This is a genomic window from Cupriavidus sp. SHE (assembly GCF_000812445.1).
Classification (GTDB): domain Bacteria; phylum Pseudomonadota; class Gammaproteobacteria; order Burkholderiales; family Burkholderiaceae; genus Cupriavidus; species Cupriavidus metallidurans.
In genome coordinates, this window is the sequence record NZ_JWMB01000025.1 from 222,890 (window position 1) to 247,347 (window position 24,458).

At 61.4% G+C, this 24,458-nt stretch carries 24 protein-coding genes and 3 pseudogenes; 16 read left to right on the top strand and 11 right to left on the bottom strand.

Annotation, left to right across the window (positions count from 1 at the left end):
* Positions 1-38: 38 nt before the first annotated feature.
* Positions 39-752: a YoaK family protein gene (locus tag RN01_RS14605; protein ID WP_008651591.1), complete on the top strand. Its 714-nt coding sequence runs from the start codon at positions 39-41 to the stop codon at positions 750-752.
* Positions 753-760: 8 nt separating this feature from the next.
* The gene (locus RN01_RS14610) at positions 761-1,360 is read left to right on the top strand and encodes a TMEM175 family protein (protein ID WP_017514694.1); all 600 of its coding nucleotides are present in this window, start codon (positions 761-763) and stop codon (positions 1,358-1,360) included.
* A 54-nt stretch (positions 1,361-1,414) separates the two neighbouring features.
* Here the strand turns inward: RN01_RS14610 and RN01_RS14615 are convergent, their stop codons facing one another.
* The gene (locus RN01_RS14615; RefSeq protein WP_024570214.1) at positions 1,415-2,068 is read right to left on the bottom strand and encodes a DsbA family oxidoreductase; all 654 of its coding nucleotides are present in this window, start codon (positions 2,066-2,068) and stop codon (positions 1,415-1,417) included.
* A 145-nt stretch (positions 2,069-2,213) separates the two neighbouring features.
* Positions 2,214-2,837, bottom strand: a pseudogene (locus RN01_RS14620) (hydrolase); the annotation flags it as partial.
* On the opposite strand from RN01_RS14620, the pseudogene RN01_RS14625 reads away from it, so the two are divergent.
* Positions 2,829-3,287: pseudogene (locus tag RN01_RS14625) on the top strand (response regulator transcription factor); the annotation flags it as partial. The pseudogenes RN01_RS14620 and RN01_RS14625 sit on opposite strands and share 9 nt — an antisense overlap.
* 206 nt (positions 3,288-3,493) lie before the next feature.
* Here RN01_RS14625 and RN01_RS14635 read toward each other — a convergent pair.
* A complete protein-coding gene (locus RN01_RS14635) occupies positions 3,494-4,192 on the bottom strand; it encodes a hydrolase (RefSeq protein WP_008651604.1) in 699 nt (232 codons plus the stop codon).
* Positions 4,193-4,472: 280 nt separating this feature from the next.
* Here RN01_RS14635 and RN01_RS14640 point away from each other — a divergent pair, with 280 nt between their 5' ends.
* The 9 genes from RN01_RS14640 (at position 4,473) to RN01_RS14680 (ending at position 12,639) form a co-directional block, all read left to right on the top strand.
* Positions 4,473-5,039, top strand: coding sequence for an antibiotic biosynthesis monooxygenase (locus RN01_RS14640; RefSeq protein WP_017511880.1), 567 nt, complete (start codon positions 4,473-4,475; stop codon positions 5,037-5,039).
* 198 nt (positions 5,040-5,237) lie between these two features.
* Positions 5,238-6,176, top strand: a complete 939-nt coding sequence (locus tag RN01_RS14645; protein ID WP_017511881.1) for an intradiol ring-cleavage dioxygenase — start codon at positions 5,238-5,240, stop codon at positions 6,174-6,176.
* A 67-nt stretch (positions 6,177-6,243) separates the two neighbouring features.
* Positions 6,244-6,993, top strand: coding sequence for an SDR family NAD(P)-dependent oxidoreductase (locus RN01_RS14650; protein ID WP_024570218.1), 750 nt, complete (start codon positions 6,244-6,246; stop codon positions 6,991-6,993).
* A 28-nt stretch (positions 6,994-7,021) separates the two neighbouring features.
* Positions 7,022-7,906, top strand: coding sequence for a 3-keto-5-aminohexanoate cleavage protein (locus tag RN01_RS14655; RefSeq protein ID WP_024570219.1), 885 nt, complete (start codon positions 7,022-7,024; stop codon positions 7,904-7,906).
* Positions 7,907-7,933: 27 nt separating this feature from the next.
* Entirely contained in the window at positions 7,934-8,911 is a 978-nt protein-coding gene (locus RN01_RS14660) for a zinc-binding alcohol dehydrogenase family protein (protein ID WP_017511884.1), read from the top strand.
* Complete coding sequence (locus RN01_RS14665; RefSeq protein WP_017511885.1) at positions 8,908-9,258, top strand: cupin domain-containing protein; 351 nt, start codon at positions 8,908-8,910, stop codon at positions 9,256-9,258. Before RN01_RS14660 ends, RN01_RS14665 begins: the two co-directional genes overlap by 4 nt.
* Before the next feature lie 112 nt (positions 9,259-9,370).
* Positions 9,371-10,486, top strand: coding sequence for a porin (locus RN01_RS14670; protein WP_011516641.1), 1,116 nt, complete (start codon positions 9,371-9,373; stop codon positions 10,484-10,486).
* 51 nt (positions 10,487-10,537) lie between these two features.
* Positions 10,538-11,515, top strand: coding sequence for a tripartite tricarboxylate transporter substrate binding protein (locus tag RN01_RS14675; RefSeq protein WP_017511886.1), 978 nt, complete (start codon positions 10,538-10,540; stop codon positions 11,513-11,515).
* Positions 11,516-11,571: 56 nt separating this feature from the next.
* Positions 11,572-12,639, top strand: a complete 1,068-nt coding sequence (locus tag RN01_RS14680; RefSeq protein ID WP_017511887.1) for a LacI family DNA-binding transcriptional regulator — start codon at positions 11,572-11,574, stop codon at positions 12,637-12,639.
* Positions 12,640-12,924: 285 nt separating this feature from the next.
* Here RN01_RS14680 and RN01_RS14685 read toward each other — a convergent pair whose 3' ends face one another.
* From RN01_RS14685 to RN01_RS14695, 3 genes are read right to left on the bottom strand one after another with little or no spacing between them, the layout of a single operon-like run.
* Complete coding sequence (locus tag RN01_RS14685) at positions 12,925-13,851, bottom strand: NADP-dependent oxidoreductase (RefSeq protein WP_024570221.1); 927 nt, start codon at positions 13,849-13,851, stop codon at positions 12,925-12,927.
* Positions 13,848-14,279, bottom strand: coding sequence for a nuclear transport factor 2 family protein (locus RN01_RS14690; RefSeq protein ID WP_017511889.1), 432 nt, complete (start codon positions 14,277-14,279; stop codon positions 13,848-13,850). Before RN01_RS14690 ends, RN01_RS14685 begins: the two co-directional genes overlap by 4 nt.
* A 26-nt stretch (positions 14,280-14,305) precedes the next feature.
* Positions 14,306-14,737 (bottom strand): DoxX family membrane protein, encoded by a 432-nt coding sequence (locus RN01_RS14695; protein WP_017511890.1) that lies wholly within the window; start codon positions 14,735-14,737, stop codon positions 14,306-14,308.
* Between the two features lie 141 nt (positions 14,738-14,878).
* Here RN01_RS14695 and RN01_RS14700 point away from each other — a divergent pair, with 141 nt between their 5' ends.
* On the top strand, positions 14,879-15,793 hold the full coding sequence (locus RN01_RS14700) for a LysR family transcriptional regulator (RefSeq protein ID WP_017511891.1): 915 nt from the start codon (positions 14,879-14,881) through the stop codon (positions 15,791-15,793).
* A 342-nt stretch (positions 15,794-16,135) separates the two neighbouring features.
* Here the strand turns inward: RN01_RS14700 and RN01_RS14705 are convergent, their stop codons facing one another.
* Entirely contained in the window at positions 16,136-17,026 is an 891-nt protein-coding gene (locus RN01_RS14705) for a LysR family transcriptional regulator (RefSeq protein WP_024570223.1), read from the bottom strand.
* 148 nt (positions 17,027-17,174) lie between these two features.
* Here RN01_RS14705 and RN01_RS14710 point away from each other — a divergent pair, with 148 nt between their 5' ends.
* Complete coding sequence (locus tag RN01_RS14710) at positions 17,175-17,567, top strand: carboxymuconolactone decarboxylase family protein (RefSeq protein WP_017512580.1); 393 nt, start codon at positions 17,175-17,177, stop codon at positions 17,565-17,567.
* A 178-nt stretch (positions 17,568-17,745) separates the two neighbouring features.
* A complete protein-coding gene (locus RN01_RS14715) occupies positions 17,746-18,612 on the top strand; it encodes a hypothetical protein (protein ID WP_017512579.1) in 867 nt (288 codons plus the stop codon).
* A 321-nt stretch (positions 18,613-18,933) separates the two neighbouring features.
* Here RN01_RS14715 and RN01_RS14720 read toward each other — a convergent pair whose 3' ends face one another.
* Together RN01_RS14720 and RN01_RS14725 are read right to left on the bottom strand one after the other, a co-directional pair.
* Positions 18,934-19,830, bottom strand: a complete 897-nt coding sequence (locus RN01_RS14720; RefSeq protein WP_017512578.1) for a hypothetical protein — start codon at positions 19,828-19,830, stop codon at positions 18,934-18,936.
* 600 nt (positions 19,831-20,430) lie between these two features.
* On the bottom strand, positions 20,431-21,333 hold the full coding sequence (locus RN01_RS14725; RefSeq protein WP_017512577.1) for a LysR family transcriptional regulator: 903 nt from the start codon (positions 21,331-21,333) through the stop codon (positions 20,431-20,433).
* Positions 21,334-22,040: 707 nt separating this feature from the next.
* Here RN01_RS14725 and RN01_RS14730 point away from each other — a divergent pair.
* Positions 22,041-23,753, top strand: coding sequence for a thiamine pyrophosphate-dependent enzyme (locus RN01_RS14730; protein ID WP_017512576.1), 1,713 nt, complete (start codon positions 22,041-22,043; stop codon positions 23,751-23,753).
* 84 nt (positions 23,754-23,837) lie between these two features.
* On the opposite strand, the pseudogene RN01_RS14735 reads toward RN01_RS14730, so the two are convergent.
* Both RN01_RS14735 and RN01_RS14740 read right to left on the bottom strand, forming a co-directional pair.
* Positions 23,838-24,002 (bottom strand): annotated as a pseudogene (locus RN01_RS14735) (aldehyde dehydrogenase family protein); the annotation flags it as partial.
* Between the two features lie 28 nt (positions 24,003-24,030).
* Positions 24,031-24,420, bottom strand: coding sequence for a tautomerase family protein (locus RN01_RS14740; RefSeq protein WP_223277272.1), 390 nt, complete (start codon positions 24,418-24,420; stop codon positions 24,031-24,033).
* Between the last annotated feature and the right edge of the window lie 38 nt (positions 24,421-24,458).

The following is a 24,458-nucleotide window of genomic DNA, read 5'->3' on the forward strand; positions in this document are numbered from 1 at the left end:
ACGCAGGCGCTCAATGCTCTTCGGAGGACGTAACGGATATGACGGCCATCAGCGATTCGCAATCCCACGACAACCCGGCAGCCAGCCTGTGGGCGCAATGCCGCACGGCAGTGCTGCTCACCATCGTGGGTGGCGCCATCGACACCATCGGCTTCATCGCCTTGCTCGGTTTCTTCACCGCCCATGTGACTGGCAACCTGGTGCTGGCAGGCGCGGCCCTTGTGAAAGGGGGCACGGGACTGTGGGTGAAACTGGGCGCCATTCCGCTATTCATCGTCACGGTCATGCTGGCCAAGATGTGGATCGACCGCTGCAGCCAGTCCCACAAGACCCTGGGCTGGCTGTTCGTGGCGGAGGCGGTGTTCCTGTCCGCCTTCATGCTGGTGGGACTGTACTTCGATCCGCTCCTTGATCCTGGCGCGGGTGAACTGGCACTGACGGGTGGCCTTGGCCTGATGGCTCTGGCAATCCGCAACACGGCGAGCAAGACCTTGATCAAGCACATCAGCCCCAGCACGATGATGACGGGGAACACCACGCAGTTTGGCATCGATCTATCCAACTTCGTGCGCACGTTTAGCCGCGAACACGGGGTCGCCGTGCTGAAAAGCGGAAGCATCGTCGTCGGGTTCGTCGCGGGCGCGTTCCTTGGCGCGGTGCTTTACATGCGCATCGGCTTCTGGAGTGTGCTGCCTTTCACGCTGGCGATCTTGTATCTGGCCAGTCTTGCGTTCCGCAAGCAGTTCATTTGAGCACGGCCATGACCATCAACAAGAGTCGGCTGGAATCATTCAGCGATGGGGTGATGTCCGTGAGCTTGACGCTGATGCTCTATCAGATTCAGCTTCCTGCGGAGTTCAACTGGACTGGCGTACGCGCAGAGGCGCCCCATTTCTTTGGATACGTGCTCAGCTTCATCTATGTCGGCATCTACTGGAACAATCACCATCACCTGTTCCAGATGGTGCGTGGTATCAACGGGAAGGTCATGTGGGCGAACCTCAATCTGTTGTTCTGGCTGACGATGATTCCTATCACCACCACCTGGACTGGCAAGTCGGAATTCTCGGAGATTCCAACCGCGCTGTACGCCTTTGTGCTCTTCATGTGCGCCATATCCTATTGGATTCTGCAGCGCGTCATCATGGCATCGGAGGGACAGGGCTCCATGCTCGCAGGTGCCATCGGCAAGGATCGGAAGGGCAGGGTATCGCTCGTCGTGTACGCATTGGCGATCGTGGTGAGTTTCTTCAGCAGCATCGCGGCAACACTCATTCTGATTGCGATGGCTGCATTCTGGTTTCTGCCCGATTCGCGAATCGAGAGCTATCTTCTGGGGCAGGGCGGCAGGGATTCATAGGCGGCCGGGAAGCGCGCCGTCTGTGTCAACCGCAGGCCAGCCTCGCCCCCGGGGCTACATGTTCTCCACTTCGCCGGCAGCAGCCTGCAAGACGCGGGCGAAATGTTGGGGCGGTTGACCGCCGGTGATGCGCTGGTTGCCGACCCGGTATGTGGGCACCGAACGGACGCCATCGAACTGGGCCTGTAGTTCCTGGGCCACGACGCTCGCTTCCCCGGCCGAGCCGTTCAGATACTCGCGCACGCCGGCTGCGTCGAAGCCGATCGAAACCGCGATGTCTACCAGCACGTCCAGAGAACCAATGTCCTGTCCGCGTGTGAAATAGGCTTCCATCACTGCGCTGAACAAGTCATCCGCGCGTGCGGCGTCCTGGTCCTGTACGTAGCGCATAAGGCGGTGTGCCAGGCGTGTATTCGGCGTGACCAGTATCCGGTCGTAGTTGAATGCAAGACCCACGCGCTTCCCAGCCGCCGCAACCTCCGCATCCAGCACCTGGGACCGCTCCCAGCTGCCGAACTTGCGGCTGCGATATGCCTTGCGATCCGAGCTGGGTTTCGGCATGTCCGGGTTGAGCTCGTAAGGCTGGTATTGCGAGCGGAATCGGCCAGCCATGCCAGCCTGCTCGATGCCGGCCTTCAGCGATTGATGCCCGATCCAGCACCAGGGGCAAATGAAGTCGTAAGTGATGACGATGTCTATCGGTGTCATGGAGCGCTCCAGTCCTGTAACGAAATGGCGATGACACAAAGGTAAGGCACGCGTCCGGATTCCTGAATAGGGACGCCGCGCAACCCAGCGTTGCGTTCGATGCAAGGCACGGCCGCCGACAGGGCAGCCGTGTGTCAGTCCACCTTCAGCGTGCCGGTACGGGTGCGAGCGATTCGTGCGGCGTGGCGGTCCGTTGCGCGGCTTTATGGACCATCGTGTAGGCGTAGTCCACACCCATGCCGTAGGCGCCGGAGTGCTCCTTCACGAGCTGCATCACGGCATCGTAGGTGTCGCGATGCGCCCAGTCGCGCTGCCATTCGAGCAGTACCTGCTGCCATGTCACCGGCACCACGCCGGCCTGGATCATGCGTTGCATCGCGTAGTCATGGGCTTCCCGGGTATTGCCACCACAGGCATCCGCAACCACGTAGAACTCATAGCCGGCGTCCTGCATGGCGCACAGGGCGAAGGTGGTAATGCACACCTCGGTCCACAGCCCGGCAGCCACGATCTTCTTGCGGCCGGCCGCCTTCAGCGCATCGCGCACCTTCTGGTCGTCCCAGGAGTTCATCGATGATCGCTCGAGTGTTTTCGCGTTCGGGAACACGTCAAGGAGCTCTGGGAACGTGTAGCCCGAGAACGACTCGCTTTCCACGGTGCTGATGGTGGTCGGGATATTGAAGATCTTGGCGGCCTTGGCAAGGCCGACCACATTGTTCTTCAGCGTCTGACGATCGATGGACTGAATGCCGAACGCCATCTGCGGCTGCGTGGCCAGAGCGGACTGGATCTGCAGGCCAGGCTGGGGCAGATGGGCATTCATATTCCGATCATCTTCATGACTGGGTACGGAGACATCGCCATGAGCGTCGCAGCCATGAAGACCGGTGCCGAAGACTTCATGGCCAAGCCGTTTCGCGACCAGGATTTGCTGGACGCCGTATCCGCCGCGCTGGAGAAAGACCGTTTGCGCCGCCAGGCGGTTGGCAAGGTTGATGAGATTCGGGCGAACTACGCCACACTCACGCCACGCGAATCCGAAGTCATGGGACTGGCCGTGACAGGACTGCTGAACAAGCAGATTGCGGGCGAGATCGGCATCAGCGAGGTTACCGTCAAGATTCACCGCGGGCAGGCGATGCGCAAGATGCGGGCGCGCACGTTTGCTGATCTGGTATTGCTGGCGCAGCAGCTCGGTATCTGCAGGGCCGATCGCTGACCGATTGTCAGGACGTTGCGCGCGGGAGAGGGTTCCCCCGCGCGATTGACATGCTCAGGCGATCAGCGTCCGGGCGACCAGCGTTGCGGCCGCCACGCTTGACGTGCTGACTGCCAGCCAGCATCCCAGCAGGAGGGCGCCGTTGACCACGCTTCGATCTGATTTCATCTTGTGTGCTCCGTGGGATGACTGGCTGCGGGCATGCATCAGCGCTCGATCACCGGTGCGTGCACGGGCGCGATCGATGCGTGCGGGGTCGCCGTGCGTTGCGCGGCCTTGTGCACCATCGTGTAGGCGTAGTCGATGCCCATGCCGTAGGCGCCTGAGTGTTCCTTGGCCACGGCCATCACCGCGTCGTACGTTTCGCGGTTCTTCCAGTCGCGTTGCCATTCCAGCAGAACCTGTTGCCACGTCACCGGTACCACGCCGGCCTGGATCATGCGCTGCATGGCGTAGTCATGCGCTTCCTTGGTGGTGCCGCCCGAGGCGTCGGCCACCATGTAGATTTCGTAGTCGCCTTCAAGCATGGCGGAGAGCGCGAAAGTGGTGTTGCAGACCTCGGTCCACAGGCCGGCCACGATTACCTTCTTGCGGCCATTGGCGGCCAGCGCGTCGCGTACTTTCTGGTCGTCCCAGGAGTTCATCGAGGAGCGTTCCAGGGTTTGCTTGCCGGGGAACACGTCGAGCAGTTCCGGGTAGGTGTAGCCCGAGAACGACTCGCTTTCTACGGTGGTGATGGTGGTCGGCACGTCGAAGACCTTCGCAGCCTTGGCCAGGCCCACAACGTTGTTCTTCATGGTCTGGCGGTCCATCGACTGGACGCCGAAGGCCATTTGCGGCTGGTGGTCAATGATGATCAGCTGGCTGTTGCGCGGGGTCAGGACTTCCAGTTTGGCGTTCGACATGGTGCTCTCCACTAAGTTTTATTCAAGGAATTTGAGTTATTGGTCTGGCAGCGCCGCTTTCGCTTCGTTGCGTTGTTGCGCTGTCCATGTGCAGAACTATAGCGATGGCGAGCGCACAAACATCCGATCTGGATTGTAAGTGTTGTTCAAATTTTTTGATCTCTGGAATTGGGCGGTGAAATCATGGGCGCGAAGTCGGACCGCATGCCATGCGCGGTCCTGAAGCCCTGACGCGCTCTCGCATTTCAAAAGCGACTGCGTTCTATCCATTGGGAGCGAGATGAACACGACAACCCTCAACCCTCAGGACATCGTGACCAGCATCATTGTTCACGAGGTCGAGCCCGGCGCCGCCGGGCAGTATGAGACGTGGCTCGCCGACATCCGTGTCGCCTGCTCCAGGTTTCCCGGCTACCTGAGCACCGACGTGATCCGCCCGGTCGGCAAGAGCCGTGAATACGCGACGATCGTCCGTTTCGCTGACTTCAAAAGCCTGAATGCCTGGATGGAATCCGATGAGCGCCGGCAGCATATTGCGCGGATGCAGTCGTCGTTGCAGCAGGGCGATCGATACGAGATCCGAACAGGTCTCGATTTCTGGTTCACGCCGAAGCACGCACCGGTCAAAGTGCCGACCGCGTGGAAGCAGTGGCTTGTCACGTGGAGCGCGATCTTGCCGCTCAGCATTGTTGTTCCGCTGGGGGTGGTGCCAATGCTCGCCCGTCTCGGCTTCGCCCGCGACTCGTTTGCCGACAAGGCCGTCGTTTCGGCGGCAATCGTGTTCCTGATGGTCTACGTGGTGATGCCACGCTATACCCGGCTTGTGGCGCGCTGGCTGTTCAAGTGAGGGCGCTGACAGTTTAGGCGGCCTCCCATCGGTCAACTACGGGTTTTGCCTGACACGCACCGTATCCGTTGATTTGATTGGATTTTCCGGGTCGCTGTGACGTTCCGGGTTCCTGCGGACGAAAAAATCTGCTTGATCTTCACGATTCGATGTCCATAATGCAAACGTTTGCAAAAACATGAGAAGAAGGAAGAAACCATGGAGACGATGCAATCTCGATCGACGCCGCAATCCATTGAAGACCTGGCCCTGATCGACGACGAATGGTCGGTGACCGACGTTGTCAGGCGTGCAATGGAGGGAACGGAGAATCCGCGCCTGCGCACCGTGATGGCGGCGCTGGTGCGGCATCTGCACGAATTCCTGCGCGAAGTGCGTCCGACCGACGAGGAGTTTGAGTTAGGGCTCGAGTTCATCGCCGCGCTCGGCCACGCCACGCACGCCACCAACAATGAGGTGGTGCTCGCCGCCGACGTGCTGGGCCTGTCGACACTGGTGACCACCATGAACAACAGCACGGCGGGTGGCCGTACCCCGGGCGCGCTGCTGGGGCCGTTCTATCGCGCCAATGCGCCGCGTTACCAGTGCGGCGATTGCGTGGTGCAGGACGACGCACCGGGTCTGCCACTGTTTGTCAGCGGCACCGTGCGTGCGACCGACGGCACGCCATTGCGCGGCGCGACCGTCGAAGTCTGGCAGGCGTCGCCGGTTGGGCTCTATGACAATCAGGACCCAAACCAGCCGGACCGCAATCTGCGCGGACTGTTCCAGACCGATGCCGAAGGCGGCTATCACTTCCGCACCGTGCGTCCGGCCGGCTATCCGGTACCCACCAACGGCCCGGTCGGCGAACTGCTGGCCGCACAGTTCCGCCATCCGTATCGCCCAGCGCATATCCATTTCATCGTCGCCGCGCCGGGCTATCGCACGCTGGTGACGCAGGTGTTTGCCGACGACTCGGACATTCTCGAAACCGATGTCACGTTCGGCGTGCATCGCCAGCTCGTTGGCCGCTTTCAGCAGGTGGAAGCGGGACGCAGCCCGTGGGGCGACATACCCGCGCCGTTCTACACGCTCGCATTTGATTTCACGCTGGAACCGGGCGTTCAGACGTTCCCGCGTCCGCCGATCGATTGATGGACCGACGAACCCGTCGCTCCACCGTCGCAACGTTTATCACGACCTTCCATTCATCCAACCGAACATGCCTATAAATTCCCTATCCGGCAGAGTCGCCGTGATCATCGGTGGCACCGGCGGCATTGGCCTCGCCACAGGCCATGCGCTGGCAGAGATCGGCACCAGCGTGGTGCTGACCGGCCGCGATGCCGATCGCACCGCGAGCGCCGTCGCCACGCTGCCGGCCGGCAATCATCTGGCTGCTCATGCCGAAGTCGGCGACAGCGCCACGCTGCGGCTGCTTGCGGACGACGTCCAGCATCACTACGGACGTGTCGACATCCTCGTCAACACGTCGGGCTTCACACGTGCGATTCCGCATGCCGATCTCGATGCGCTCGACGATGCGTTGATCGACGAAATGTTTGCCGTCAACTGGCGCGGCCAGTTCGCCGCGATTCGCGCGTTCGCACCACTGCTGCGCGCGAACGGTGACGGCCTGATCGTCAACGTCGGCTCGATCGCGGGGCGTACCGGGCAAGGCAGCAACGTTGCGTACTGCGCGGTCAAGGCGGGCCTCGACGTCATGGCAATGTCGCTGGGCCGTGCACTCGCTCCTGCAATCCGCGTGCTCAATGTTTCGCCCGGCGTAGTGGATACCGGCTTCGTACCGGGCCGCGATAGCAGCTTCAATGAACGCGCGGCCAAGACCACACCGCTGCGGCGGATCGGCCAGGCGCAGGACGTGGCTGACGCCATCGTCGCGTGCGCCACATCGCTTCGCTTTGCCACGGGCACCACCATCGTCGTCGATGGCGGGCGCCAGCTCGGCTGATTCCTTTTCCTCTCAGTTCAACGTATCCATGCACGCACGCAAGACCATCATCACCTGCGCGGTGACCGGCAATATCGTCAAGCCAGACCAGCATCCCGGTCTGCCCATCACACCGGAACAGATCGCCAACGCCTCGCTCGAAGCGGCCGAGGCTGGCGCCGCCGTCGCGCACATCCATGTACGCGATCCGGAAACGGGCAAGCCGTCGATGCGTCTCGATTACTACGCCGACGTGATCGACCGCATCCGCGCGCGCAACCGTGCGCTGATCATCAACCTGACCACGGGCCCCGGCGGGCGCTTTGTGCCCGACGAGGACGAGCCGCGCGTGGCTGCGGCGGGTACCACGCTGCTGCATCCGCTCAAGCGCGTCGAGCACATCGCCGCATTGCGTCCCGACGTGTGCTCACTCGACCTCAACACGATGAACTCGGGCACCGACGTGGTGATCAACACGCCGGGCAACGTCCGCAAGATGGCCGAGGTGATTCGCGCCGCAGGCGTGATGCCGGAGCTCGAGATCTTCGATTCAGGCGATCTGAACATGGCGCTCGACTTCATGCGTGATGGCGTGCTTGAAGGCCCGGGGCTGTGGACTTTCGTGCTGGGCGTGAAGTATGGCTTCGCACCCACGCCGGAAACGATCTTCTACGCCCGCAACATGCTGCCACCGGGCGCGCACTGGTCGGCGTTCGGCATCGGCCGCGCGGAGTTCCCGATCGTCGCGCAGGCCTGGCTGGCGGGTGGCCACGTCCGAGTCGGCCTGGAAGACAACATCTATCTCGAAAAAGGCGTGCTGGCGCCGAGCAACGCCGCGTTGGTCGCCAAGGCGCGCGACATCGTGAAGTCGCTCGGTGGCGACATCGCTTCATCCGCCGATGCGCGCCGCACGCTCGGACTGCGCGAAGTCTGATTCCCTCTCTACTGCATCCCAATCATCATGAACACTATCCAGGTCAAACGAAAAGCCGCGAACATCGACGAACTCGATCTCACCCTGTTGGGGGTGCCACGCCCCGAGGCTGCCGATGGCGAATGCGTGATCGAAGTGACCAGCGCCGGGGTGAACCCGAGCGACGTGAAGGCGACGCTCGGCCTGATGCCCCACGCGGTCTGGCCGCGCACACCGGGGCGAGACTACGCAGGCGTCGTTATAGATGGACCGGCTGCGCTCATGGGCCAGCAGGTATGGGGCAGCGGCGGCGAGCTTGGTATCCGCCGCGACGGCACCCATGGCAAGTACCTGCGCGTCAACGCGCAATCGGTGCGCGCCAAGCCGGCTACGCTGTCGCTGCTGGAAGCGGGTGCGGTGGGTGTGCCGTTCATCACCGCGTACGAAGGCTTGCGACGCGCGGGCATGCCAAAGGCAGGCAGCGTGGTGCTGGTCGGCGGTGGAAACGGCAAGGTGGGGCAGGCCACGATCCAGATCGCCACGGCGCTCGGCGCGCGTGTCTTCGCCGTCGAGCGTGGCGCCGAGCCGTATCGCGGCCACGCAAGCGGACCGGTACGCATGATCGATGCCAGCCGCGAGAGCATTGCCGAGGTGGTCCGGGCCGAGACCGGCGGCCATGGCGCGGACATCGTCTACAACACCGTGGGCAGCCCGTACTTCGAACAAGCGAATCTGGCCATGGCGATTGGTGCCACGCAGATCTTCATCTCGACGATCGAGAAGCCCGTGCCGTTCGACATCTTCGCGTTCTATCGCGGCCAACACACGTATGTCGGCGTCGATACGCTCGCACTGGACAGCCAGGCGTGCGCCAACATCCTGGATGCGCTCGCCCCGATGTTCGCCTCCGGTGCGTTGAAGCCATTCCCGGTACTCGACGACTACACGTATGCACTTGCGGATGCCCGGGAGGCGTATCGCGCGGTACTGCAGGGCGCGAGCGAGCGCGTGGTGCTCAAGCCATGAACACCACCCGGTTCGCACAGGCGCCGACCTATTACCCGGCGAATCACGAAGGTATGCACTGCCTGCGCTTACAGGGGCACGAAGCTGGGCCGTCCGAGGCGTTGTGGATGGGCGTGTCCGTGATCCTCCCGGGCGGCCACACGTCCATGGATGCCTCGCCCGTGGAAAAGCACTACGTGGTGCTGGAAGGCGAGGTATGCATCCGGACGCCCGGGGAGAGCGTCACGCTGGGCCAGTTCGATTCGGTGCGGCTGGCGCCGGGAGAAAGCCGTCAGGTGTCCAACCCTGGCAATCGACCAGCGATGTTGCTCCTGGCCATGCCTTATCCGAAAGCCGTCAATCCATAACCCTAAGCAGTTGACCCTTGACGCCCTCGTCCGCCCCGGGATGCAAACGTTTGCTCGTTATGCGGCCCGAGGCGGGCATCAGAAGAACATAAAAAAACCTGGAGACAAAAAGATGCCCCCGATACTGCACCTGCGCCGACGCCACGTCATGCCACTGGTCGTCATGGCGACCGGCTTTGTCGCCGACGCCAGCGCGGAAACCAACGTGACGATCTATGGCCGGCTCAACACGGCCATCGAATATTCGAGCGCCAGTACCTCGACGAATGGCACGTCGCTTGGCAGCGTGGTGCGCCAGACCAACAACCGTTCGGTGTTCGGCTTCCGCGGTGAGGAAGATCTGGGAGGATCGCTGAAGGCGGTGTGGCAGATCGAAAGCAACCTGTCGATCGATACCGGGCAGGGACAGATCGCGGGACGCAATTCGCGCATCGGTCTGCAGGGCGACTATGGCCTGTTTTTCATGGGGCATTGGACCACGCCCTACACCGAGGCAACGATGGGTTACGACCCGTACTACCCGACCACCGCCGGCTACATGGCGCTGATCGGCAACGGATCGACCTCGAGCTCCGACAACGTGCAGGACACCAGTTCGTTCGACCGGCGTCAGAAGAACATCGTGCAGTACCGTTCGCCGTCACTGGCCGGCGTCAGTGTCTCGCTCGGCTGGGGGCTGCCAGAGGAAAAGCTCACCGTGCCGCGCAATCCGGCGCTGTACTCGATGGCTGCCGTCTACGAACGTGGCCCGCTGAACGCCACCGTCGCCTACGAAATTCACCAGCACTATCAGGCAGCGGGCCGCAACGACGATGCGCTGAAATTCGGCATCGCTTACCAGTTGTTCCAGGGGACGCGCCTTGCGGCGATCTACGAGCACCTGCACTACCGCACCGATACGGGTGACCTGCAACGCAACGCCTATTACGCGTCGCTGGTGCAGCAGGTAGGTACCGGCAGTGTGCGCGCTGGCGTTGCATATGCCGCGAACGGGACAGGGTCGTCGACCAGCACGATTGGCTACTTCCGCAGTGGCGCCGAGACGGGAGCTATCCAGTTCACGGTTGGCTACGACTATCCGCTGTCGAAGCGCACTGCGCTGTTCGCGTACTACAGCCGCATCAACAACAAGAAGAACGCGGTCTACGACTTCGCAATCAACCAGCTCGGCATCAAGGCTGGCGCCGACCCGCAAACAGTGGCGCTCGGCATGCGTCACTTCTTCTGACGTTCGAATACCCGCATACGCACCCGCACCCGCATCGCGAGGAGACATATCATGCTTCGACGTTTCAAGGCGCTTGGCGCCATGCTTTCCCTTGTAATGGCATCGACCATGGCGACGGCTGCGCCGTCGCACTATCCCAGCAAGCCGATCCGGCTGGTCGTGCCGTTCTCGGCCGGCAGCGCCACCGACATACTGGCGCGCATCATCAGCACAAAGATGGGCGAAGGCGGCACGTATCAGATCGTCGTCGACAACCGGCCCGGCGCGGGCGGCACGCTTGGCGCCACCACGGTAGCCCGGTCGGCGCCGGATGGGTACACCCTTATTCTGGTCTCGGTGGGCCACGCCATCAATGCGACGCTCTATCCGAAGCTTGGCTATGACACGGTCAAGGATTTCGCGCCGGTCTCGCTGGTGGCATCGGTGCCGAACGTGTTGGTGGTGAACGCGGCGAGTCCGTACAAGTCGGTGCGTGACCTGGTGACGGCGGCGAAGGCCAAGCCGGGCGCGATGAACTTCGACTCGGCGGGATCGGGCAGTTCCACGCACCTGAGCGGCGAGTTGTTCAAGATGCAGGCCGGGATCGACATTGTGCATATTCCGTACAAGGGCACTGGCGAGGCTCTGACCGATGTCATGGCCGGGCGCGGTGACATGATGTTCGCGCCGACGCTTTCCGCCATGCCGTTTGTCAAGCAAGGCAAGCTGCGCGCGCTGGCAGTAACCACGCCCGCGCGCACGAGCGTGCTGCCCGATATCCCGACGGTAGCGGAGGCCGGACTGCCGGGCTACGCCTTCGATTCCTGGTTCGGCGTGCTGGCGCCGGCGGGTACCCCGAAGGAAATCGTCGATGCGCTAAACGCGGAGATCGGCAAGGTGCTGGCTTCGCCAGACGTGCGCGAGCGGATGGCTGCACAGGGTGCCGAGCCCCGCCGCAGCACACCGCAGGCGTTCGCCAGCTATATCCAGGTGGAGATCGGCAAGCTCGCGCCAGTGGTGCGGCAGTCGGGGGTGACGGCGGGGCAGTAGCCGGGGCCGCCATCTGGCAGCAAGCGGGCACGGGCGTGCTGATCGCAGGCGCTAGAATGGCGCATCGCCAACCCGTAATCGCACCGCCCGCTGCCAACATGCCCGAGCGCAAACGCCTGACTCTCAAAGACCTGGCTGCCGAGATTGACGTCCATTACTCCACCGTCTCGCGCGTGATGAATCCGGCCACGCGGCATCTGGTGGCCGACGAGGTGGCCGCACGCATCCTGCAGTTGGCCGAGCAGCGCGGCTTCCGGCCGAACCGGATCGCGGCCGGCCTGCGCACGCAGCGTTCCGGACTGGTCGGCGTGGTGCTGCCGGATATTGCCAACCCGGTGTTCCCGCCGATCCTTGCTGGTATCGAATCGGTGCTGGCGCGTGACGGCTATGTGCCGATCGTCGTCAATGCCGGCGCCGACAAGTCGCGCCAGCGGTTCGTTATCGACCAGTTGATGGGGCGGCAGGTGGAAGGGCTGGTGCTGGCCACGGCCGAGCGCGACGACCCGATCCTCGACTACTGCCTGAAGCTTTCCATCCCGGTGGTGATGGTCAACCGGGGCGAGCCGACGGGGTGCGCATCGTGCGTGGTCAGCGATGGCTTGCTGGCGATGCGGCTGACTGTCGATCACCTGGTGAAGCTTGGTCATCGCCGCATCGGCCATATCGCCGGGCCGGAGACCACGTCCACTGGCCAGCAGCGCCGCGAAGGTTTCCTGCAGGCGGTCAAGCGCCATCGCTTGCGCCGCGACGACTACGCGGTGGTGGAGGCCGCCAGCTATTCCCGCGAGGCCGGACGCGAAGCCTGCGCTGAACTGTTTCAGTCACTACCGGGCCTGACCGCGATTGCGGCCGGTAACGACCTCGTTGCGATGGGCTGCTACGACTATTTGCGCGAGCACGGCATCCGCTGTCCCGATGACGTATCGGTTGTCGGGCACAACGACATGCCGTTCGTGGATGCGCTGACCCCACCGCTGACGACGATCCGCATTGCCGTGCACGAGATGGGCGAGCAGGCCGCTTCGCTGCTGCTCAAGAAGATCGGCAAGCCGGAGGCGCCAGTGGTATCCGTCTCGCTGACGCCCGAACTCGTCGTGCGTGGTTCGACGGCCGCGCCGCGCTAAGCGGCTACGGCCAGCATCGGCGCATCATCTGTCTGAGTTGCCGTTAGAAGGCAATAGCTGGTAGCTACCAGCTTGGAGGTCCCAAGCGCCGTTAGCACTTGGCACATCGCCCAATCCAACTCAGGCTGATGTCGTCGTGCAAGGCGGTCGTCTCTAACCGACTGCGGATTCAACCGGTCAACGCAACAGCTTGATGGAATCGTTCAGCCGGTGTATCGAAGTTTAGTGTTTTGCGCGAGTCGTTCCTGCTCTCGCCGACGGTTCGTTTCAGCACCTAGTCACTCGCTACGCAGCCATATCTAGAACCACCTTCCCCCGTACATGGCCGCTCATGCTCCTTGCCAGGGCGTGCCTTGCCTCTGGAAGGGAGAAGACCGAATCGATGTGGATGCGCAGATCGCCCGATGCATGGAGCGCGCCCAATGCGGCAAGCTGCGGTCCATCTGAGCGGGTCGCAAAGTGTTTGCCGGTTGCCTGCGCTTCATTGCCGCGCTGGGTGTCTGGCTTGCTCACGGTGGAAACCAGAATGCCGCCGCGCTTCAGCACGGACCATGACCGCGCCTGCGTCGTGCCGCCAACGAGGTCGAGCACCAGATCGACATCAGAGACCCGCTTCGCGAAGTCCGTCGCATGGTAGTCGATGACTTCTGCGGCGCCGAGGCTCTGCACGTACTCGCGATTGCCGGCCGAAGCCGTGCCGATGACGTGCGCCCCCGCAAGCTTCGCGAGTTGTACCGCTGCACTGCCTACACCACCGGCTGCCGCGTGAATCAGAACGCTTTGGCCTTTGCGTAGCTCACCATGCTCATGCAGCGCCTGCCACGCGGTCAACGTGGCGGCCGGAGTCGCCGCCGCGTCTGTAAAGCTCAGCCGTGCCGGCTTGCGAGCCAGACGCGCCGGGTCCACGACGATGCGGCTTGCGTAGGCCCCCACGATGCCGATGAAGCCCATCACCTCGTCGCCCGGCGCCAGCGTGCTCACGTTGCGTCCGACCGCTAGCACCGTGCCGGCGGCGTCGACGCCTGGGGTGAATGGCAAGGGAAGAGGAATGAACGCTTTCATTGCGCCACTGACGATCTTCCAGTCGATCGGATTGACCGCTGCGGCGGCGACATCGATCAGGACTTCGTCATCGCCGGGTACGGGGTCGTCCAGCTTTGCCAAGGTCATTGCGTCAAGACCGCCGTAGGCGGCAACTCGTATGGCTTTCATCGGATGCTCCTTGAAGGAATGCCTGCAATGGGGGCGTCGAGCGCCAGTGCGGCCTGAACGGGGTCGAAATACTCGCGCAGATGAGTTATGCGCCCGTCACGAGCGGTCAGGAAGACGACATACTCCTGGCGGTAAGTACGTCCGGTTGACGGAATCAACCCTTCGGCACGCACTCGTGCCACCGCATGGTGCGGGTCCGCGGTGGGAGTGACGACGGCATCGAAAAAGCGGAAGTCCTTGACCGCACCGATGAACCAAGCCGCGTGCTCGATCACCGCTTCGCGCCCCTCGAGCCGCAGCGGATGCCCGAGGCTCGGCGCATAGGGTAGTTCCCACACAACGTCGTCGGCAATTAGCCCTTGCCACTGCTGGTTGTCGTCGACCAGCCACCGGAGGTGAAGCTGCAATAGCTCTGAGGCGATGCTCATGATGGTTTCCCCTGTCTGTGCATTGGTCAGGCGACGGCCTGGCTGGCCGGTGCGCGGCGCGCGTCCAGACCGAACGACCCGCTGCCGAAGGCTGCTACCTGCAGCAGTCCTCCAGCCATGGCGAAGTTCTTCAGGAAGTGGAACATCTGATTCTGGTCGGCCAGCGCGTGGTGGAAGATCAGCGCCGTCACCACCGCATAGGTCGCCAATAACAAGGCGACGATGCGCGTGCGATAACCAGCAACCAGCAGCACTGCGCCTGCCAGTTCAAGGATCAGAGCGCCCAAATAGCCCAGCAGCGGTGCGGGCAATCCCAGGGACGCTATGTAGGACATCGTTGCGCCCGGAGCCATTAGCTTGCCCAGACCGCTGACGAGGAAGAGGGCGGCGATGAGGATTCGGCCGATGGCCGGGATCACCGTTTGCGGAATTGCGAGATTCTTGTTCATGACGAGCATCCTTTAGGAAGGGGATGAAAGACGGTTTGCGTGGATCGGAAGCTTGCGGGGGGTGTGCCCCGTTGCTGAAGAAGGTTAGGCGGGCGAAATCCATATCGGTAGCCTATATTTCTAGATGTTTTCCATCTACGGAGTAGATAGATGCTCGATGCCGTCTCGCTGGACCAGCTCCGTACCTTTATTGCCGCCGTGGACGAAGGCAGCTTCTCCGCGGCGGGCCGCAAACTACGGAGGGCGCAGTCCGTCGTCAGCCACACGCTTGCCAATCTGGAGGGGCAGATCGATGTGCAACTGTTCGATCGCAGCGGACGCTATCCGCGGCTGACGGAGCAGGGCACGGCACTGCTGGCGCAGGCTCGCCTGGTTGTGAGCGGGATGGACGGCTTCAAGTCGACAGCAAGGGCTATCGCAGAAGGGCTGGAGCCTGAACTTTCGGTGGTGGTGGACGTGATGTACCCGATGGCTTCGCTCACGGACGCGGTCGGCGCATTCCGGAAGGCGTTTCCTCACACGCCGCTGCGGCTTTATGTCGAGGCACTTGGCGCCGTCCTGCAACCCGTGCTGGCGCAGCAATGCCGGCTAGGAATCAGCGGCTCGATGCCTTCCGTCCCGGAGGTCATGGATGCGGAAAAGCTGCTCGATGTGCCAATGGTGACAGTGACCAGTCCGTCACATCCGCTGGCCGCCCGCAAGGGAGTTCTACGGTCGCGAGACCTGAAGGCGCATGTGCAACTGGTGCTGACCGACCGGACATCGCTGACCGACGGCATGACCTTCGACGTGTTTTCACCGCAGACCTGGCACCTGGCCGATCTGGGTGCCAAGCATGCCTTTCTACGCGCGGGGTTCGGGTGGGGGCATATGCCGTTAGAGATGGTTCAGCACGACCTGGATACAGGCCACCTGGTCAGATTGCAGATCGAGCAGTTCCAACCGCATACGCCGCCAATTTCCATGTTTGCGGTCTACCGAAAGGACACGCCACCAGGGCCCGCAGGGCAATGGTTCCTGCGCAGGCTCAAGGGAGGCGAGGCGGCGTTGCTCCCATCGCGTTAAAGGCCATGCGTTGATGGAGCGATGGGCCCCTGCTTGCTTGCAACTTCGCCGGTGGTCTGTTTGTGTGTGCGAAGCGAACGCCTTCGCTCAAGCGTGCAATGTCGCAAACCGGTTGAATCCGCGACTGGTAGCTGCCGGCGTCGCGCCCTGGTCTGGACTTCCGAGTGCCAGAGGTAATCCGCAACCCACAACCGCCGTTCAGTATTGCATCAGACAAGCGGCAGCCTGGACCATACAACGGTCAGCCGTGCGCTCACCATTACTAGCAGTTGACGATGTCGATACCGAACATGCGACTTTGCCCTGGTCAAGCAATCCGATCGGTTAATGACACCGCGGCTGCTAGGGGTGCTGATTCACTTCTACCGCTGCGGCCAGTACTTTCCTTACGCCCGGCCTGTCGGCGGGCGAGGCAAGTCCGATGCCAACCGACAGTTCTTCCCCCTCAACCAGAGATCTGTAGACGACGCCTGTCCGCCTCAACGCGGTGAACGATTTCGGCAGCAAGGCAATACCCCGCCCATTCGCGACGTCACCCAGTAGAACGTGATGATCCGATGGCTCCCTCAGTTTTGAGGGGGCGAACCCATGACGCGAGAAAATCGTTTGACAGTGGTCGTAGAACGCGGGCTGTCGCGCTCGCTCAAACCACAGGACTTTCTCACGTGCCAGGTCCGCGAGACCAACTGCTCTGCGCTTCGCCAGATAATGGGTTGAAGGTAATGCGACTACCATCGGCAGTCGGTCGACTTCCCGAACATCCAGCCCATGCGCGTCCGTCGGCAGCGCTATGAAGGCCGCATCCAGTTTGCCAGCACGAAGCAGACGTATGAGTCTCGGCGATGTGTCGGAGAAGGTCGACACGAGCGTCCCGGGATGAGTTGCTTGCACGCGTTGTACCAACCCGCGAAACCAGGCCGGTTCCACGGCGCTGGTCAGGCCAAGCCGAAGGTTGGCCGGCAAGCCTTGGGGCGTGAGCGCTGCCTCGGCCTCGCGAAGCAACTTCGCGACGCTGCGCGCATAAGGGAGCAACTTCTCTCCAGCAGGGGTGAGCGTCACGCCGTTCGTGTTGCGGTCAAACAGCCGCGTTCCCAATCGCTCCTCGAGTTCTCGAATCGCCCGGCTCAATGGCGGTTGAGAAAGATGCAGGGTCTCGGCCGCCTGGCAGAAGCTCAGGGCATCCGCAACGGCAAGGAAGAGCAAGAGGGATCGGGAGTCGAGGCGATAAGGCATATCAAAAAGGTATCACGAACTTGGTCATTCCGCATGTCCGAGACCGGCTCTACAGTTGCCGCACAACACTTCTGGAGAACTTCATGAACTTTGCTCACCATGCTGTCCTGGCCCATATTGCTCGGCGAGTTCCCAAAGGAGCTGGACAATGAGCGTCGAACGTTATGAGCGCGGCTCACGGATGCTGGCTGCCGTGGATGGCGTGGCCGGCCTTCAGGTGGTCGAGGCGCTGGCAAAGACGTTTCCGGACTTTGCGCGTTATGTGGTTGAGTTCCCGTTCGGCGACATCTACGCGCGGGAGGGGCTTGGCTTGCGCGAACGGGAACTGGCAACAGTCGCAGCACTATGCGCGCTGGGAAATGCATTACCCCAGCTTCGTGTGCATGTACATGCCGCATTGCACGTCGGCTGCAAACCAGGGGAGGTGGTGGAAGTTGTGATGCAGATGGCGGTCTATGCTGGATTCCCGGCGGCGCTGAACGGATTGTCCGTCGTACGCGAGGTCTTTGCAGAGGCAGGGATCCAACTGCCACTGGATTGAGGTCGCGAGGTCAGAGGGATAGCCGGCCTCTGTCCTCGGCCATGTGGATGCCAGAGACGACTATCGACCCGTCTCAGCCACTTGCATGCTGATTTCGCAGACGAATGTCGCGCTGTGTTAGCTTTACTGAACTGTGCCGCAGATTTTGCGCTCGTCCTTCATTTCAGGCTGAACTGCCATGAGTCACAACACCCAAACGGTTCGGGAACGTTGTCGCGCCATTTTTGGAAACCCAGCCCCACCTGGAAGTGTATGGGAGGGAGAGTTCGATAACAACGATGCCGCCCTTCAGGAGCTTGGCAGGAGAGACTGGCGGTACATCGAGGCCGGCAGTCTCAACAGCTATTACATTCTTAACCTTGAATATGTTGAGCCGTTGCAACCGGAGTTGTTCCGATACCTATTTCCGATATGTCTGGCGGAGTGGCATCGATTGCTGATGAGCGACAACGAGTTTGTCAATGTCGACAACTGGTACCGTGCGTTGCGGAGGCCTTACGTCTTTGAAACCATGATGACGCCAGAGCAGGGACGTGACGTAAGGGCGTTTCTGGTCGATAGCGTGCTAGATAGGCTCGATCAGGAAAGAGGCTTCAAGGGAACGCCGGCTTCTGTCTCCTGGATAGGAGCGCTAAACGAACTTGGCGGAAGCGTTCTGCTGATGGAGTCGCTATGGAGTCGCTGGTGGTCTATTGATAGTCCGGGAAAGGCTGTTTCAGCCCTGACGTACTTGTCAGGCTTGATCTACATAAAAGGCGAAAATCCGATACTTGAGAAGTGGACGCCTGAACGTGGCGGCGGAGGCCCCTATTTGTCCGAAATGGTCCTCGAAGGCTGGCTTCCTGAAAATCTGGACGTCTTACGCCAATATCTCACCCCAGAGAAAATCCAGTCGATCGTCAAGCTCTCAGCACGAAGATTGTGCGATGAACCGGAGGCTGCGTTGGCAGCACGCATGGCGGTTGATGCGCAAGGGCGACGTGACATCATCACGACTCAAATTGACGATCTGATAAGTGTGCTTACGAGCCGATGTCAGCCCTAGGCGTCCGGGCGATTGACTGCTACTGGCCGGTCTCCGCCCTCCGCCTATCCAGGCAAGGGCCTCATGATGCAGAAGGCGGCTACCGACCCTTATGAGACGGCGGACGTTCTGGATAAGCTGGCCGGAGCCGTTCCGAATTTGGACATTTCGGCTCGCCGGGGCCGATAGCGAGCCACCAACGCGTGTCACAGGCGACTACCGACGCCTAGGCGGTCATTAGACATGGAATCGTTTGAACGGCCATCGCAGGGATAACACCGGACTGCTTGATTGGCAGTTCCCGAGGAGGGGCGTCAAGCCACGCTGATGGCAAACGACTATTTAGAAGCGAAAGGCCACGCTTAACATGGGGCCCTTCAGCGTGAGCCTTTGAACAAGGTCGCCGCTACGGAGTTGATACGTCAAGTAGCGATAGGTCAATTGCACGTCTCCCCAGCTTGCCGCATAGGCCGCGCCACCGGACGCTTGCACGGTATATCTGGAAGAGCCGGTCCCGACGTCGACGTAGTACGGCACATACCATCTATCAAGGTTGCCGAGACGTAGTCGGCCGCGAACACCAATAATTCCATCCCAGATATTCGCTGTCTGCGACAGGCTTCCCTGCGTCGCCAGAGTCGCGCCTTGCTGCGTGAACGTGGCGGATAGCGTCCAGTTCGCGCTGGCGCTGAGGTTCAGGTATCTAAGCCCGCCGAGCGGCTCGACCGTTCCCCATTGCGATCGCAGCGCGGTATAGGCAGCGGCAAGTCCGAACAGCCCACCGCTCAGGCTACTGCTTGTACTCGTCGCCAATTCGCGAGGGATGCCAACCACGGCGCCGCTCCCAGCGCCGACGGTATTGAGGGTGGTTTGTTGGTGGCTGAAGTCGAGGTATGCCCCATCAGCGATGATCGCCCAGTCCCCCTTGCTGGCTTCCGCCTGCACCATCAGAAGAAACTGCAGATTCTGGAGATAGCTGTCCGGCCCGGTTCCCAGGTCGAGCCTACCCCCTCCTGTTGAGGAGTTTCCGGAGAAGCTGAAAGCGCCGCTCACGTTGGGTAACCAGAGATAGGGTGCGATCGCGAATTTCCATCCACCCGCGTCCGGCGATTCAGCATGCCCCGAGCCAGCAGCGATAGCAAAGAGGATAGCGAGGCCGATACGTTTCCCACGGAGCCTCGAAGTGGGCGCCTCGAAATCGCTCCTACCAAGACGACGTCCCCGTTGCACCAGTTCCATTGATCACGCCTTCGATGATCGTATTGTTGTCACACAGCTGCTGCGCGATGCCGTGAATGAATGAGGCAGCCTGGCCACCTCAAGACACGAAATGTCCCGCTTCCCAACCTATCCGGTCTTGATGGGCGACTCAATTGGCCCAAAGGGAAGGCCAGTATTGGCTACCAGTTTCCGGGAGGAGGCCGCCGCCGCTCTGCCGGTATTGCGGCGGCTTACCCGGGAACAGGAGGCGCAACACGTGTTAGACCGAAAGCTGCTGCTCGTTGCCGTCTGCGCGTTAAACCACTGGTCGGCGGAAGAGATCGTCGCTGCTTACCAGATCACCCGTGCGGAGTGTGTGAAGCCGGATTCGCGAGCTTGCGCCAACGGTCTCGGTAGGGGGGCTGTAAGCCATATGGCTCCCGCAGCGAAATCAAGCGGAAGCACTCGGGCTTTCGCCGCAGATTGGGGGCGACGTGGCAGCTATGTGGGCTGAGTCTCCGGTTCTCTGGGTCAACGGTCTGTTGGACGCGCGAACGTTGCATAGCGACCCTTCTGAGACATCCAACAGCTTCAAGGTATGCGGCGATTTTCACGAAACGCGGTCATACGACGCTACCGTCAGTTATCACGCGCATTGGTTACCGTCCAGACGTTCTCCAGAAACTCGCGCAGTAGTGTCGAGGAATTGTTTTTCTTCCAGATCAAATAGAACGGCAACGAAAAGTTCAAGTCGTCGACAGGGCGAAGGGCCACTCCAGCCGGGCACTGCCAACGCGTCGCCTCGCTAACAAAGGCGACACCGAGGCGACACGATACCAAGCTGAGCATCGTCGCATGATCTTTGACCTGCTGGACAATTTGTGGTGCCAGAGCCCCGTTGCGAAGGCACGCGCGCATTAAGCGATCATGGAAGAGTGGATAGACCCATCGATGGAACCAGATGAAGGGAACATCGCGGAGCTCGCGCAATCGCACCCTGTCGAGCGACATGATGGGATGATCCTTCGGTGCGGCCAGCACCAGCTTGTGCCTGGCGACCTTTCGGTGCGCGAACTCCGAAGGCGGCTTTGTCAGGCTGAAGATGAATCCAGCGTCAAGGTTTCCCGCGCTGACCGCATCAGCCTGACGACTGGAAGCCATGGCATGGAGTTCAAGTTCCACAGCCGGGTGTTGTTCACGAAACGCGCGCAGAGAGTCGGGTACGGCACCGTGCCACGCTTGGGTTTCACCGAATCCCACCCGCAGTGTTCCGGTTTGACCGGCGGCGATCCGCTCCACCCGAAGTGTCGCCTCATTCACCTCGCGCAGAATACGACGGGCGTCGTCGAGAAATGAGCGCCCCACAGCATTTAGCCGTACTCCGCGCGGCAAGCGATCGAAGAGCGCGACGCCCAACTCCGCTTCCAGATCCTGGATCTGTCGCGAAAGCGCTGGCTGCGCGATTTTGAGTAGCTTCGCCGCTCTGCCGAAGTGCTCCGCCTCGCCGACGCACGCGAAATAGCGCAGATGCCTCAGTTCCATTTCATGCCTCAAGAGTATCGGACAGATAAATAGTAGGTCTTGGACGCATCGGATGAGGCTACCTAAACTCGAAACGTCCGGCTCGCAGAATGATGGCGCCCGGACCCTAAGCCAAGATTGCTAGCGAGAATGAACGACGACTTGGACCGCGTCTTGCTTGCACGCCCTGATAACGGCTGTTCGACCTGCGGAATGCCAGTTTTCGCTGACCTGAATCAGCACCACACGACCATGCATTTTCCTGGTCAGAGCATCTTGTTCGATCTCACATCTGACCGCGCGAAGGGAGAAACATATTGCCTGGCTCACCACGTAACAGTGGACGGTGAAGGACGGCAAGTAATGATCGCCGCGCTTCGGTAAACCGATTCATTCGACAAGCAAGAAGGCGAGTGGCGCTTCGCCGAACGGTTGTTGTTTGTGGACTGGATCGAAAACCGCGCATTGAGGTGAAGGGGAGGGTGCGACAGGTATGGTTGGAGCAACTGCCCTGTGCGCTGCTCTGGATTGCCCCGATGCTCTCGGCATGCCACTGATCTGACGCAGTAGCGCGCCTGGCTCTCACGAACGACGGACGTTAGGCACAGCAAGGTCGGCTTTCCACTGGCGAACCAAAGAATGTTCGTCGATCTCCGGGGCCATAGGGGTGTCAAGATGGCGAAGAGGACCCTCGCCAGCTTTCCAGTTCCAGCGTAGAGGAGATAAGAATGGGCAAGAAAGTTGCGGAGATCATCGTAGAGGTACTCGAGCAGGCTGGCGTCAAGCGCTGCTATGGCATCGTCGGCGACACCCTCAACCTGATCGCTGAACACCTCGATCGAAGTTCCATCGACTGGGTCGGTGTTCGTCACGAGGAAGCGGGCGCCTTTGCGGCAGGCGCTGAAGCGCTATACACCAACAACCTGACTGCGTGCGCCGGAAGCTGCGGCCCGGGCAGTCTGCACTTCATCAACGGCCTGTACGAGGCCAATCGCAATCGCGCTCCGGTTGTCCTGATCGCCAGTCAGGTAGCGATGAGTGAGATGGGCTTCGAGTTCATTCAAGAGGTGGATTTCAAGTCGGTCTTCAAGGAATGCTCGGTGTTCTGCGACATGATTTTGACGCCCGAACAGGCCCGCAGGAAAACCGCGATGGCCTGTCAGACCGCACTGGCCAGGCGCGGCGTTGCCGTGTTGATCGTGCCGGTGGACATTTCCCATGGCGAAGTGAAGGAGGACTTCCCTTATCGTGTGCACCACAGCCGTCCGACCATCCGGCCGAATGATGCGGAGATCGGAGCCATCGCGCAGGTTCTGAATGCCGGCAAGAAGACTGCCATCTATGCCGGGTCCGGCTGCGAGCAGGCGCTCGCCGAGATCATAGCCGTCGCGGAAAGCCTTAAGGCACCGGTCGCCCATACCTCGCGCGCGAAGAACTGGCTCGAACCGGGCAATCCGTACAACATCGGCATGACGGGCATACTGGGGAACGAAGCCGGCTATAACGCGGTGCTCGAATGCGACACGCTGCTGTTGCTCGGTGCGGACTTCGCGTGGCGCCAGTTCTATCCCGACGGGGCGAAGATCGTGCAGATCGACATCGACCCAACGCATCTGGGCCGACGCCACCCCATCACGCTGGGCGCGGTAGGCGACATCCAAACTACGCTGCAGGCATTGCTGCCGCATCTGGACCAGCGCGAGGACGCGTCATTCCAGGAGAAATACGTCAAGCGTTATGCCGAAGCGATGGCAGCGGCAAGGAAACCTCTCATCCCGGGCCACAACGACAGCATTCCCGGCTCGTACCTCGCGTCGATCATCGACAAGCACGCCGCCGAGGATGCGCTGATCTGCGCTGACGATGGCAGTCCAATCGTGTGGGCGCTGCGTCTGTTCGATGCCAACGGCAAACGCCAGATCTTCGGCAGCCTCCTGCACGGCACCATGGCGAGCGCCTTGCCCAGCGCGCTGGGCCTGCAGAAGGCATGCCCCGATCGCAAGGTCATCGCCATGTGCGGCGACGGCGGCATTACGATGCTGTTCGGCGAACTGCTCACCACGATCCAGGAAGAGGTGCCCATCAAGATCGTGGTGTTCGACAACAGCAAGCTTGGTTTCGTCGAGATCGAGCAGAAAGCCGAGGGCATGCTCGACACCTTTACGAAACTGAAGAACCCAGACTTCGGCAAGGTGGCGGAGGCCATCGGCCTCTGGGGCAAGACGGTTCGCAAGGCCTCTGAGCTGGACGCGTCCGTGCAGGAGTGGCTGTCGCAACCCGGCCCTGCGCTTCTCAACGTCATCGTCAATCCGCTGGAACTGGTCAAGCCACCCTTCCTGGAAGCTGGCCCCGTGATCGGCATGGCGATGTACTCCGTGCGCGCCATCCTCAACGGGCGCGGCGCGGATGTACTGGAAATGGTGCGCGAGAACTTTCGCTGAAAGCCCAAGCGTTAGACCCAAGCATTAGACCCAAGCGTTGCTTCAAGTCAGCAACGTCTTGGGCTCCAGGTACGCGCTCATGCCTCATCGGCCCATCTCTCGCCCAAGCCCCGAATGCTTGAAGCCGCCAAACGGTGCGCGCGGCTCGTGGGCCAAGGTGTTGACAAGCACGCGGCCCGAATCGATCTGGTGTGCCACATGTTCGCGGCTTTCAAGATTCTTGCCCAGCAACAGGGCACTCAGGCCATCGCTTCGTGCCCGCACGGTTGCGCGCTTGTCAGCCTGGTCCATGAGTTGCGTCTGGCTGAAGCTCAGTAGCGATTGGTAGCCCGTTTCCAGGGGACCAGTTTTCGCTGGCGACTTCGATCAGATTGATGAACACGTCGGCCGGCTTGATGCCGGAGCCGGCTTCGAGCCGTGCGACGAGATTGCGATAGAACCGCTGCTTGTCGCCGGTAGACCGGCCCGCCGTCAGTGTGATCTGGATGAGCAGAAGGTTTGGCGAACGCACGAACGGATACGTCATGTTGGCGTGGAAGTTCGCATCCTCGTGTTCGCTGATGGTCATGAAGAACGCTTCCGGATGGACATCGAGAGACTTTTGCAAGGACTCGTGTATGGCTTCCAACACCGCGGCGCGGAACGCCGCAGGCTGGCCTTTGCGCATGGATACGTGGGTCATTGGCATGTTCGATTCTCTTCGGT